The 12,584-nt window shown below is 40.2% G+C and carries 12 protein-coding genes and 2 tRNA genes; all 14 read right to left on the reverse strand.

Annotated elements, in window-relative coordinates:
* Window positions 1-375: 375 nt before the first annotated feature.
* Window positions 376-897, reverse strand: a complete 522-nt coding sequence (locus ACQ4LT_RS06045; protein ID WP_445665134.1) for a hypothetical protein — start codon at window positions 895-897, stop codon at window positions 376-378.
* 166 nt (window positions 898-1,063) lie between these two features.
* Window positions 1,064-1,330 carry a helix-turn-helix domain-containing protein gene (locus tag ACQ4LT_RS06050; protein WP_445665135.1) on the reverse strand — a complete coding sequence of 89 codons (267 nt, stop codon included), beginning with the start codon at window positions 1,328-1,330 and terminating at the stop codon, window positions 1,064-1,066.
* A gap of 689 nt (window positions 1,331-2,019) precedes the next feature.
* On the reverse strand, window positions 2,020-3,024 hold the full coding sequence (locus ACQ4LT_RS06055) for an AAA family ATPase (RefSeq protein WP_445665136.1): 1,005 nt from the start codon (window positions 3,022-3,024) through the stop codon (window positions 2,020-2,022).
* A gap of 102 nt (window positions 3,025-3,126) precedes the next feature.
* The gene (locus ACQ4LT_RS06060; RefSeq protein WP_445665137.1) at window positions 3,127-3,852 is read right to left on the reverse strand and encodes a hypothetical protein; all 726 of its coding nucleotides are present in this window, start codon (window positions 3,850-3,852) and stop codon (window positions 3,127-3,129) included.
* Window positions 3,853-3,936: 84 nt separating this feature from the next.
* A complete protein-coding gene (locus tag ACQ4LT_RS06065) occupies window positions 3,937-5,055 on the reverse strand; it encodes a tyrosine-type recombinase/integrase (protein WP_445665138.1) in 1,119 nt (372 codons plus the stop codon).
* A gap of 155 nt (window positions 5,056-5,210) precedes the next feature.
* Window positions 5,211-5,284, reverse strand: a tRNA-Pro gene (locus ACQ4LT_RS06070).
* A 44-nt stretch (window positions 5,285-5,328) separates the two neighbouring features.
* Window positions 5,329-5,730 (reverse strand): methylmalonyl-CoA epimerase, encoded by a 402-nt coding sequence (gene mce / locus ACQ4LT_RS06075; protein ID WP_445665139.1) that lies wholly within the window; start codon window positions 5,728-5,730, stop codon window positions 5,329-5,331.
* A 68-nt stretch (window positions 5,731-5,798) separates the two neighbouring features.
* Window positions 5,799-7,394 carry a phosphoglycerate dehydrogenase gene (serA, locus tag ACQ4LT_RS06080; RefSeq protein WP_445665140.1) on the reverse strand — a complete coding sequence of 532 codons (1,596 nt, stop codon included), beginning with the start codon at window positions 7,392-7,394 and terminating at the stop codon, window positions 5,799-5,801.
* A 23-nt stretch (window positions 7,395-7,417) separates the two neighbouring features.
* Complete coding sequence (gene yihA / locus ACQ4LT_RS06085; protein ID WP_445665141.1) at window positions 7,418-8,008, reverse strand: ribosome biogenesis GTP-binding protein YihA/YsxC; 591 nt, start codon at window positions 8,006-8,008, stop codon at window positions 7,418-7,420.
* Window positions 8,008-9,510: an amidophosphoribosyltransferase gene (purF, locus tag ACQ4LT_RS06090; protein WP_445665142.1), complete on the reverse strand. Its 1,503-nt coding sequence runs from the start codon at window positions 9,508-9,510 to the stop codon at window positions 8,008-8,010. Before purF ends, yihA begins: the two co-directional genes overlap by 1 nt.
* A gap of 81 nt (window positions 9,511-9,591) precedes the next feature.
* Entirely contained in the window at window positions 9,592-10,470 is an 879-nt protein-coding gene (locus ACQ4LT_RS06095; RefSeq protein ID WP_445665143.1) for a mechanosensitive ion channel family protein, read from the reverse strand.
* A 163-nt stretch (window positions 10,471-10,633) separates the two neighbouring features.
* Window positions 10,634-10,705, reverse strand: a tRNA-Gly gene (locus ACQ4LT_RS06100).
* Between the two features lie 158 nt (window positions 10,706-10,863).
* A complete protein-coding gene (locus ACQ4LT_RS06105) occupies window positions 10,864-12,138 on the reverse strand; it encodes an adenylosuccinate synthase (RefSeq protein WP_445665144.1) in 1,275 nt (424 codons plus the stop codon).
* A 66-nt stretch (window positions 12,139-12,204) separates the two neighbouring features.
* Window positions 12,205-12,561, reverse strand: coding sequence for an STAS domain-containing protein (locus tag ACQ4LT_RS06110; RefSeq protein WP_445665145.1), 357 nt, complete (start codon window positions 12,559-12,561; stop codon window positions 12,205-12,207).
* Window positions 12,562-12,584: the final 23 nt, after the last annotated feature.

Here is a 12,584-nt window from a genome sequence, read left to right on the forward strand (position 1 = left end):
GAATTCAAGAGAAGAGGAAATTTACAGATCGAACCTGGTACAGAGGTAAATTAATATTAGCTGAGAAAATCAGAAGAAGGGAATCAAAACTACATTTTTCTCAATAACTTTTGAGAGCAAGGGTAATAAAAGGCTATTTATGAGTGGCCAGTACATATACCCAATTCTTGCCTGAAAACCTGATAGACGTGAAATTTAATAGGCTCAGAAACATCTGGGGCATTAATATCACTACCGCAATAAACACCTCCTTGCAATACCCTCTACAAACTGGTTTAAAATCCGATCACTAAGAGTATAATTATTGTATATCTCTTTAGTGTATATATTATATAATTATATATTTTACTCTTAGTGATCAGAAATCAGATCAGTTTATTCCTTCTCCTTTTCAATAAGTTCTGATTGTTCTTTAGGTAAATCATCAGGATCTATATCTATGTTCCCAGGTTTACCCTCATAATAATCGGTGGAGGAATGGTAGTTGATAAAGCTAGTTAACGTCTGCTTTAAAGGCACTACATCTCCTTCCTCTACATCTGTAAAGTTATATACCTTCTCAAGATTATCCGTTATCCAATCATAATTGATACTGTACATGGTTTTAGCACCTTGAGATCTATCTGTACTAAGAATTCCAAGATCTTCTAGAAATTCTATCGCTTTCCTGACCTTATACTTACCTAGTCGAGTATCTTCCACAATTTTATGCAATTGTTTATAGAACTGGGTATTTCCCGTTCTTCTACTCATTACAAGCATGAGCTCATATACAAGAATTTGGGAAAGAGTCCATTCCTCGTTGTAGGCATTAAGTTTTTTAAAATGTACAGCAAAAAGATTAGGAGTCTCTTTGCGTCCATATTGATCAAGTAAAAAAGGTGTATAGTCTTTCATAATTATTGTTTCTCTTTAAATGTGCTTAATTATACCTCTTGATGGAGTACTATATTCTAACTTGCCAAGGGCAAATGAGGTTGTTCAAGCTTTACCCTAAAGCTTACATTTTAACAGGGGGTAGGCTATTCTCTATTAGGACCTGATTTTCGAAGCTATACTACTATCAAGCTTTATTGGCTTCGAGTACTTTATCTATTTCTTTACGGTCATAGTAATTGGTTCCTCCTAGTTTGGTACAAGATATTATACCCTCTGCTTTGAGGTTATGTAATTGGGAAGAGGAAATACTAAGGTAATCAGCGGCCTCTTTTGTTCTAAGCCATTCTTTCTCTTCTGAAACAGGCCTATTAACTATTGCCTCTATATCAGAAATAAATTCCTGCATCAAGGATTTAAATTTCTCAACCGTAAGTATTTCTGAGGTATCCATATGGGTCTTAAGTATAGGGTTAAGACCCTTTGGAGGGAACCAGAGTACTGCCTATTAGTTTCAGCACCCTACCCTCCTCGTATTCTCTAAGGCAGGATCTTTATATAATGAGTTTAGAGTCTAATAATACAATTTTTGTCGCAAACAATCAAGATAAAAAATGCTGTAAATATATAAATAACATGAACTTAGAAGGTTTTATAACCTTATACAAGGTTTCTTAATAGCATCCCTTTAGTAGGGAAACATTTTCTTTTTTATCAATAAATTTTTGATGAGATCATTAAAGTTTCCCGATATCTTTGAACAGCAGGATTTGAGAATCCAATTTACCTACTAGTAGCTAAATCTTATTTCATAAGGAATTTAATCTTGTAGGTTTTTCCTCTCTGGAAAGACAAAAATGTATGTTAACCACGATTCAACACATCGATTTTGTAGGTGCTGTTTTTCAGTTACAAAAAAGTTTGTCGTATATAAATACAATGTCTCAATTAGAAGCCGATTAAAAATAAGCAGAAATCTCAGATATGAACCCACTCTTTGAAAAAGACAGATAAAACAAACAGAAACCGCACCTTCCAGCTATCTATCAGCTGAAAGCTACGGTTTCTGAATAAACATTAATCTGAATGAAGAATGAATGTTCATTCATTCAATGAATATAAGGTAAATGACTGAATGAACGTCTATCCAGATTCTCCATTTTTTCGTGCTTTTACGGCTTTGGCCAAAGTTCCTCTGCTCACATCTACTCCACCCTCATTCAACGCTTTTTCTGCATCTTTATAAGTGTAATCTTTTGCATGGATCAACCGATCTATTATTGGGTAATTGTTCTTCAATAATTGATCTACTTTAGTTGGCCCGCTCTTCTTTGACAAGCTCTCAAGGTTACTGGTCCCCGAAAAGCTAAAATTCAAATCTTGACCAAACTTAAGATTTGTGACCTTACTCTTTTCTTCCTCAGGCAAATAGTTATGTTTAACAACGCAAAGATTTCTCAGACTATCGTTATATTTGTCAAGACTCAGGTTCAGGATAGCCCTCATCTTAGCTTCAAAACCCTGGCTACCCAGTATATCATCTTTGTGGGGAGTTCCATACTGCGTACGCTTGCCATTATGATGGAGAAAAATAACTAAACACTGATGTTTCCTTGCTAGGTCAGCATACTGCTGAAGAAAGGTTCGAACATCATTTGAAGTATTTATGCTCCCTGAAAATACATCGGAAAAAGCATCAATCACTATGCAGTCAGCAGGTTTATTTGATAACTTTTTCTCTAAGTTTTCAAGCAACCCTTCTGTATCAAATATGAATTGCAGATTATCTAATTCAGCGGACTGCGGTGTCTTCCCTTCCTCAATCACATCTAAAACATCCAGCTGCTTAGCAAGTAGATGGCCTAAGGCATTCTGTTCATCTTCCGTACTTACATAAATAGCACTCTCGTGATCGCACTCTAAGTTATGGCCAATGAACTCATCCCTGCCCTGTACAATAGCTAAGGCCAGTTGTCGTAAAAAGCTACTTTTACCTGTATCTGATGATCCCACAAGGGAGGCTACTCCCACTTTAGGTAATATAGGATCAAGCAGGGTTGGCATTTCCATATTGGCTATCGCCAACAATTCATTAGCTGTCATTTCGGACTTAATTGCTACATTTAAATTACTGTCTATTGCTTTCATAATATTCCAAGAATTTGGAGTTGAAATGTTAATTCAATCCAAATGTCTTGTTTAGACAGTATGCAATATCCGACTATACAGCATTCTAATAGCCGTTTGATTTTATTTATAGGCGTCTTTTACTCTAAATAGTCCTCCAACTTTTTTACATTTTTTCTGGAAATTGTCCCTGATTGTTGATTCAGCTATATCAAATTCATCTTGCAGATGGAGCCCCAAACTACTGCTCAAAAAGGTATCCTCATTTTGCCCCTTATAGTGTTCATATTCTTCTTCCAAAAGTTGATTTGCTTTTTCTACGAGGGAGATCAGTAACTCTTGTCCCATCTCCTGTTTCTTAAAGTTTGGATTTCCCCTGCCATCGATATTTTCTTCGAGCTTCTCAAAGGTTGGTGCAAACTCTTCAGGAGCTTTTTCACCAACATGGGAGATTAAATCGATTAAATGTTGCTTTATATAAGGACGGCTTTTTACCTCCTCATGCTTGCGGTAACACTTAATTAATATATTAATCTGCTCCTCTATATGGTTCAGATATACCTTTAACGGAGCATCAGAATCCCTTGACAAAATTTCATTAGCAATCGTCTTTTTATCTCTGCGTAACTCTCTTTTCAGTTTTCTTTTTAACCGCTGATCTAACGACTCTGAAACTTCTACTTCTTCAGTTTCATGGCGATTATTTTCAACCATGAACTTGTGGTATAGATGCTCAGATTTGGGATCATACTTGTACTCTAATGTCCTTTGCTCTACTGACGGACTTGGCCCACTCTCCAGTTTTTTCTCGTATTTCGTAATTCCATTTCCCCTTAGAAGCTTTGCCAAAAAAGTAAACATGAATTAGCCCATTTATTTATAGCCAGCTTTTGAGTATAAATAAATAAAAACGGCTAAACTCAAAAGGTGCATTTACCCATTAAAAGCTTCCCCAATAGCATCAGAAATATCAGTTGCTAACAAATCAGCATATTTCTGTGTTGTTTTCACACTGCTATGCCTCATCCAGCGTTGCACCGTATAAATGGGTACCCCTTTCCGCAGTAACTCTATGCAGCAGGTATGGCGTAAAGTATGTACAGTTACATCCTCTCTTTCTGGAAGTATCATCCTGACATATTTTTTAAATGTTCGGCTGGTTCTTCTTCTGCACTTATGCTGGAATAATCGACTCTCCTTAGAAGGTACGTTATGCAATAGCTTTTTTGCTATTTCTTTTAATCGATCTACCTTGCCAATTGGTAATACTTGCTTACTTTTGGACTTAGTGCTGAATTTGGCAGATCCTATACGCACTTCCCACGTATCAGTGTTTATATCTTTAGGATACAGATTGAGAGTTTCCGATATACGCATACCGCTTAACCTTTGCCAATGGATGAAGTCAATCAGCCAAAGGGCATTTCTGCCTTCATGCTGATACCCTTTCTCCATATCCCTGTGCACCTTTTCTCTAATCCCCTTTACCAGGTTCTGTATTTCGTGCTGGGACAAATAGCTTATACTTTCGTCCTGCTCATTATCATTGTTGTATATCTTAATCTTCGAAAAATCGTACTGTAAAATTTGCTCCTTGGTAAGCCAATTCGCAAAACCATCTATTTTCTTTTTATGGGATTTTTTGGTCTCGTAGGCATACTTGTCTCTATTAAGGAAAGCATTGATTTGGGCGGGCGTTACCTCCCTAACAGATTTATCTTTACCGACAAATCTGGCAAATGCATTTAGTATATATGAGGTATTTACGGTTGTATTTTCTCGCCAGTCTTCCCGTGATTTTTTCTCGATATAATAGTCCAAAGCTTCCTCTACAGTTGAGTTATCATCGACGGGAATCAATGAATCATTACTTCGATATCCTGTCCATGGATCATACTCCCCAGCAGCATATTCATTTTCTAATTGCCTTATAAGCTTGTCAGCTGTTTTTTTAGTTCTAGTTTTCAGTGGAACCCGCTTTCTTTTGGGTGAACGGGCACTGTTATAGAACTGGGCGTAATACCACTTTTTCTGCCTTACCAGTGTAGCCATCTTATTGTCCTCCATGTATTTAGAGAGGAACAAACCGTATAACAATTGTATAACAAATTTTGCTACTACGGCTTATTCAGAGGAAAAATCCAGAAAGGCTAAAAACAAAAAAGCCTTCTAACAGCTCAAAAAGGCTATCAGAAGGCTTTCAAAAGTCGGGACGACTGGATTTGAACCAGCGACCCCACGACCCCCAGTCGTGTGCTCTACCTGGCTGAGCCACGTCCCGAAATAAGAATGCTTAAGATAGTACTGCCAGCGGCAAAACTCAACCTATTCTTCAATACTTTGACACAACTCTACCAGTACCCCATGGTTATCTTTAGGATGCACAAAAGCCACCAACTTGTTATCGGCCCCGCGGCTGGGCTCATCACTCAAAACGGTAAATCCTTCTTCTCGTAACCGTTCCAACTCGGCATGAATGTCATCCACTTCAAAAGCAACATGGTGCATACCTTCGCCTTTTTTGGCAACATATTTTGCAATCACTGAATCCGAATCTGTAGCCCCCAGCAACTCAACTTTAGACTCACCTGTTTCAAAAAATGCTGTTTCCACTTTTTGATCTTGTACAACTTCGCGCTTATAGCACTTGGCGTTCAGAATCTTTTCGTAGGTTTCTACAGCTTTCTCCAAATCATCAACCGCTATGCCAATATGATCAATATGCATAATAATAGGACTCAGAATTCTTTAATCAGTATCCAGCAGTTCTCCTACTTACTACTTGTTACTCGTTATTAATTAACCGATAAACTCACGTACTGTAGCGCTTGTACTCCATCAAGATTGAGAATTGGTTTCAACTCCTCACCCGACATATTTTTATCCACCGAAACAGCCGTAATAGCATTCTCTCCTTTTTTCGTGCGCCCCAAACTCAAATTCGCAATATTGATACCCTGCTCTGCCAACGCGCCACTAACAGAGGCCAACATTCCGGGCTTATCTACATTTTGATACATGATGATATCTCCCTCCAATCGCAGCTCTATACCAAAGCCGTCAATTTCAACAATGCGGTAATCATCATCACCAAACGCTGTGGCAGAAATCTTCTTGTAATCAGCCTCTTCATCCAGCTTGATAGTTATCAAGTCGTTAAAAGTTTTTGTCTGACTGGCAGTAGTTTCGCGGATATTCAGACCCCGTTCCTCAGCGTAGTGACGAGCATTAATCAGGTTAACTGACTCACTTACGTGATGCGAAAGAATTCCTTTGAGAATGGAATCGGTCAATACATCTGCAAATTTGGTACAGGTACCACTGTATTCAAACGAAAATTCATTGGCATGCTCGGGCGCCAACTGAATAGCGACACTTCCCAACTTTTCGGCCAGTTTCAAATAAGGTTGCACCTCTTTATTGGTGATCAGGGAAATCGATTTGCCGTTCAGACTTCCTTTAAAACTTTTCTGCTCCAAAGCATCTGCCATCTGATGAGCAATCTGCTCGGCCACCTTTTCCTGCGCTTCTTCGGTAGATGCACCAAGATGAGGAGTTGTAATTATTTGGGGATGCTTCAACAACTCGTAAAGCTCTTCGGTTGGAGGCTCACTGGAATAAACATCCAATGCAATACCTTCAACATATCCCTCCTGAATAAGCGTATTTAGATCCTCTTCTTTATAAATTCCGCCCCGGGCACAGTTCACCAGGTACATCCCTTTTTTAAGCTGACCTGCATTCTCCATCGAAATCATATTCTTGGTCTTCTCAGTCAGCGGGGTATGAACGGTCAGAAAATCTGCTTCACCAAGCAACTCATCTAATTCAAGCAACTCTACACCCATGCCTTCAGCCTTTTCCACCGATGCGAATGGATCATACGCCTTAATCGTCATTCCAAACTCCTGCATGCGCTTGGCAACTTCACTGCCGATTTTACCAAGTCCGACAATACCGAGTGTCTTATTATGCACTTCGGTACCCATATACTTTTTTCGATCCCAACCACCGCTTTGAACTTTATTAACGGCCTGCGGTATATTTCGAGCCAGCGCTAAAATCATCCCACAAGTATGTTCTGCGGTAGAAATAGTATTACCGTCAGGCGTATTCATTACCAATACCCCATGCGCCGTAGCTGCATCAATATCGATATTATCAACTCCTACTCCGGCACGCCCTACTACTTTTAAATTCTCTGCGGCTTTCAACACTTCCGGTGTTACGTCGGTAGAACTCCGCACCACAATACCGTCATACGATTTTATTTCGTCAAGCAGCTCTTGTCCACTTAGGTTGTGATTGCGAACAACCTCTATTCCGCGCTCTTCAAAAACCTTTTCGCAGAGTTCATCAACATTATCTAACAGTAAAACCTTAAATGACATGGCTATGTGGAATTTTGCTTGGTTTAAAATTCAGCGAATTCGGTTATTAATTCTTTGACTTCACCTATTCCTTTTTTGTCTTTAGTAGAGCTGACAATAATAGGTACTTCAATATTCATTTCATCTAAAATCCGTTTTAACCGAAATTTAGATTGCTGCTGCTTATTGTAGGAAAGTTTATCAGCCTTCGATAGCACCACAGCAAACGGCAGTCGATTCGTCCCCAGCCAGTAGAAAAACTCTTCATCAAGATCACTGGGTTCATGACGGATGTCTACCAAGTGAAGAACTAAACGAAGTGTCGATCTTTCTAACAGGTAATCGCGAATATCACGTCCCCAGCGCTCTCGTTCTTCTTTGGATACCTGGGCATAGCCAAATCCGGGCAGGTCAACTAAGAATAACTTGTCATTCACTTGGTAATAATTCATCTGCTGAGTTTTGCCTGGTACGTTACTGGTACGTGCTAATCCCTTGTGATCCACTAAGGCGTTGATCAATGATGATTTGCCCACGTTGGAGCGACCTGCAAAACAGATCTCAGGAAAATAGGGATCCGGGCAAACATCCAGTGAAGGAGCACTTGTAACAAAGTCGGCTTTTTTAAAAGGCATTATATAATTTCGTTTTCCTCTTTTTCGATGCCAAAGTTAACGGGAACGGGATATTCTTCAGTAAAGCAGGCGGTACAATATCCTTTGGGGGATACATTGGCCTCTTTTACCGCATTAATCAGCCCGTCGGGCGACAAATACCTGAGGCTATCCACCCCAATTTCTTTAGCCATTGCCTCAATATCACGATCGAAGCGATTAGCCATTAATTCGTCAGGAGTAGGGAAATCCATCCCGTAATAACATGGACTGATAATTGGCGGAGAACTCACCATAAAGTGGACTTCGGCCGGATTATCCTGCCTAATCATATTAACCAAATAGCGCGATGTGGTTCCGCGCACAATCGAATCATCCACAATAATAACTGAGCGACCTTCAATCACCCCCTGTACGGTATTAAACTTAGTGCGCACTTTTTGGTTGCGGGATTCCTGTCCCGGTGATATAAAAGTACGTCCCACATAATGATTACGGATCAACCCAAGTTCAAATTTGCATCTGTGTCCCAACTTCTGATTTTCATGCACATATCCCAATGCGGCCGTATTGCTGGAGTCGGGCACCGAAATCACAATAGGTTTTTTATCGCCGGGGGCATTTTGAATGACCTCATTGATGGGATGCTCTTTGGCCAGGTATTTTCCCAAATTGCGGCGAACTTTATCTACATTTTCGCCAAATATCTTACTGTCGGGACGTGAGAAATATACGTATTCAAAAATACACTGACTTGTATCAGTGCCGTATTCTGCATCCAAATGGTGAGATTCAGGCTCGGAATCGGCCGTAGCCTCCTGATCCATTACCAGCACTTCACCCGGCTCAATATCGCGGATAAATTCTGCGTCAATGATATCGAACGCGCAGGTTTCGCTGGCCACACAATAGGAGTTATCAACTTTGCCCAACGCTAACGGACGAAATCCATTGGGATCACGGACTGCAATCAATTTATCGTCGGTCAACATCACCAAACTGTAAGCCCCCTCAACCTGCTCAAGGGCATCCAAAACCTGCTCCAGTTGTGTTTCTTTTTTACTGTGAGATATCAAGTGCAGGATAAGTTCGGTGTCGGAGGTACTCTGAAAAAGCACTCCTTCTTCCCTGAAACGATCGCGCAGCTGTTTGGCATTCGCCAAATTCCCGTTGTGCCCTATCGCAATATTTCCGCTGCGATAAAGCACCCGGAACGGCTGTATATTAGCCGGATTTTTAGCTGCACCCGTTGTAGAATATCGGTTATGGCCAATAGCTGCTGAGCCTTTAAGTTCTTTTTCAAATATTTTTTGGTCATCAAATACATTTAACACCAAGCCAAAATCGCGGTGAGCAGGCATTACCCAGCGATTTTTGTATTCATCGTAATACGAAGTTACAATCCCCGCTGATTCCTGCCCCCGGTGTTGTAATGCATGCAATCCATAATAAGTGAGAAAGGCTGCATCGGGATGGTTTTGCATCCCAAAAATGCCGCAATAATCGCGTGGCTTGTCGATCATTTAGCTAATTGATAAGAATTGATTTCCAGTGATCAGAAAGTTAATAAAAATAGTGCAGTATATGGCAACAAAATGACTATTTTATTTGGACGACTCAGAAGTATTATTCAGCCTTACATTAACTTCGCTCATATCTACAGCGGTAGAAACTTCGGAACTGAATTTAAAGTCATTTTGGACTAAGGCTGTGCGCGCCTGATCCATCAGCTCTGATTTTACATTAGCCAGAAAGATCTCCTGTTTTGAAGTATCCACTTTGATCCAGAAGTAACCCGTTAATTCGACAAAATTTGGCGTAAAGCCAGTAGTTTGAACCATTGGTTCCGGTTTACCAACTACGTTATCGTTCTTTTTTACGACCTCTAATAGAATCCGACATGCGTTTTCGGCATCATCGCGGTAATCAATCCCAACCGTAAAAAAGCCCCGGCGCAAACCATCTCTTGTATAATTATACAGCGGCTTGGCAAGTAACTGCGAGCTTGGAACAAAAACATCGCATCCATTGGCCATACGGATATGGGTATGCCGCAATTCAATATTTCGTACTCGACCTACTACTCCTTCAGTCTCTATAAGGTCACCGTTAGTAAAGGGACGACTAAATGCCATGAAAAATCCCGCCAGAAAATTTTCGCCAATATCTTTAAAAGCAAATCCCAGAATTACAGCAGTGATACCCCCACTGGCTAAAATACTGGTTGCAATGCCGGATAATCCTAAAATATTGAGTGCTATAAGAATACCAACGAGAAAAATAAATGCATAAATTAACTTCCCAAAGAAGTTTATATTTGACGAAGTCAGAGGAGTTTTATTTAATACCTTTTTGTAAATTTTTTGGCCGCCTTTTGCTAAATAGTGAAATAGAATAAGAACTATTAAAGCAAAAAGGAGTTCGGGGAGCTTTTCCAAAAATTGCTCAAAAAGCTCTTCAAAGCGACCATATAAAATTTCCATAATCTTTTCTTTTTCTTGGATGATATTCTAAGAAAGAGAAAAGTTTTAACTTTGAAAACTTATTTTTTGATTAAAAAAGAAGAGAGTAATTAGACCCTTTATATAAAAACATACTCAAAATAAAAAAGCTCCTGCAGACAACTGCAAGAGCTTTTATTGAGAGAGCGGGAGACCAGAGTCGAACTGGCGACCTTCTCGTTGGCAACGAGATGCTCTACCGCTGAGCTACTCCCGCTAATATGTCAAATTCTTCAAAAAGCTTATTTAAAAGGGTTCTTCGTTACTTTAGTATAGAAGACTCCCGCTTTTCAGAGAGTCCCAAATATAAGGTATTCACCTCATATATATCAAGAGGAATTAGCTTTTTTCTATAAAACTTTATAGACACAAATATCAAAGAATAATAGTTTCTGATCGTTTGGGACCTTTGGATAAAATAGTCAGTTCTACTCCCAAATAATCTTCTATAAATTGTAAATACTCTTTTGCTGCTTGCGGAAATTCCTCAACGGTATCACAGTTCTCCAGAGATCCATTCCAACCGGACATAGTCGTAAATACCGGCTCAATATTGTCAATGTCAGGAAGATCCAGGGGAAAAACAGTGGTTTCTTCACCATCAATGCGGTACGAAGTACACAGTTTAATTTCCTCAAAGTCATCCAGAATATCGAGCTTAGTTAACGCAATCTCATTCATGCCGTTTAAGCGTAGTGCATATTTGAGGGCAACTAAATCAATCCAGCCGCAGCGGCGGGGACGTCCTGTCGTAGCTCCGAATTCTTGCCCTGCTTCGCGCAGCTTTTTACCGGCATCATTCGTCAATTCTGTGGGAAATGGTCCATTTCCAACGCGTGTACAATATGCTTTGGTGATACCCATCACTTTGTTGATGGCTGTAGGTGGAATAGCTGATCCGGTGCAAGCTCCTCCAGATGTAGGACACGAAGAAGTTACAAAAGGATAGGTACCGTGATCGACATCCAGCAAACTGCCCTGGGCGCCTTCAAGTAAAATTTCATCGCCTTTTTCTATCGCATCATGCAGCAAAGCAGAAGTATTGGTAATGTACGGTCGTAACGTTTCGGCGGCCTCCAGCAGATCCTCAATAATAGGTTCAGCCTCAATGGGATCGTGTTTATACACATGCTGTAAGGACTCGTTAATATCCGTAATATTATTTTGCACCTTTTTTCGCAGTGCTTTGGGATGTAAAAGATCCGACATGCGAATTCCCACACGCGATACCTTGCTCACATACGCCGGCCCAATACCCCGCCCCGTAGTACCAATGGCATCGTCACCGCGATGTTCCTCTTTAACCTGATCCAGCAGCTGATGATACGGAAGAATTACATGAGCAGAGCTACTGATCTTTAAACGATTTTTAATATCGCCTCCAATAGCTTCCACTTCTTTGATCTCTTCAAGTAGCGCAAACGGGTCAATTACTACTCCATTGCCAATGATACAAGTAGCATCTCCATTAAAAATTCCCGAAGGGATTAGATGGAGTACAATCTTTTCGTCATCAAATTCGAGAGTATGTCCAGCATTGGCACCTCCCTGATACCGTACAACGTAATCGGCATCTTTGCTAAGCAGATCTACTATTTTTCCTTTCCCCTCGTCGCCCCACTGGGCTCCTACAACAACACGGATGGCCATAATATCTATTTGACATAAAAAAAAGAGGTGAACAGCCACCCCTTTTCTAAATTAAATTTAAAATAATTACTCTTGCTCTTTGGAATTACCGTATGATTTTACCGCTTCTTCAAGCGATTTAAAGTGCTTAAAAACGGTGATCAACTTGGTAACAACCAGCAGACTTTCAATTTTATCGGTTGCATTCGCGATACGCAAATCGCCGCCTGCTTTGCGCATCGTTGTGAGTCCGCCAATCAGCATACCCAAGCCCGAAGAATTCATAAACTTAACTTTGCCCAAATCGGCAACAACATTCGTCCGATCCTCTTCGATGAGCTCGTGAAGCTTTTCGTTAAGTTTAACGGCATCGGGCCCACCCATCACATTGCCCTTAAATTCAATTACAACACAATTATATCGTTCCGATACATTAAAATTCATTTTATTGCTCTCCGCTGGTTAAT

The sequence above is a fragment of the Fodinibius sp. AD559 genome (assembly GCF_052712805.1).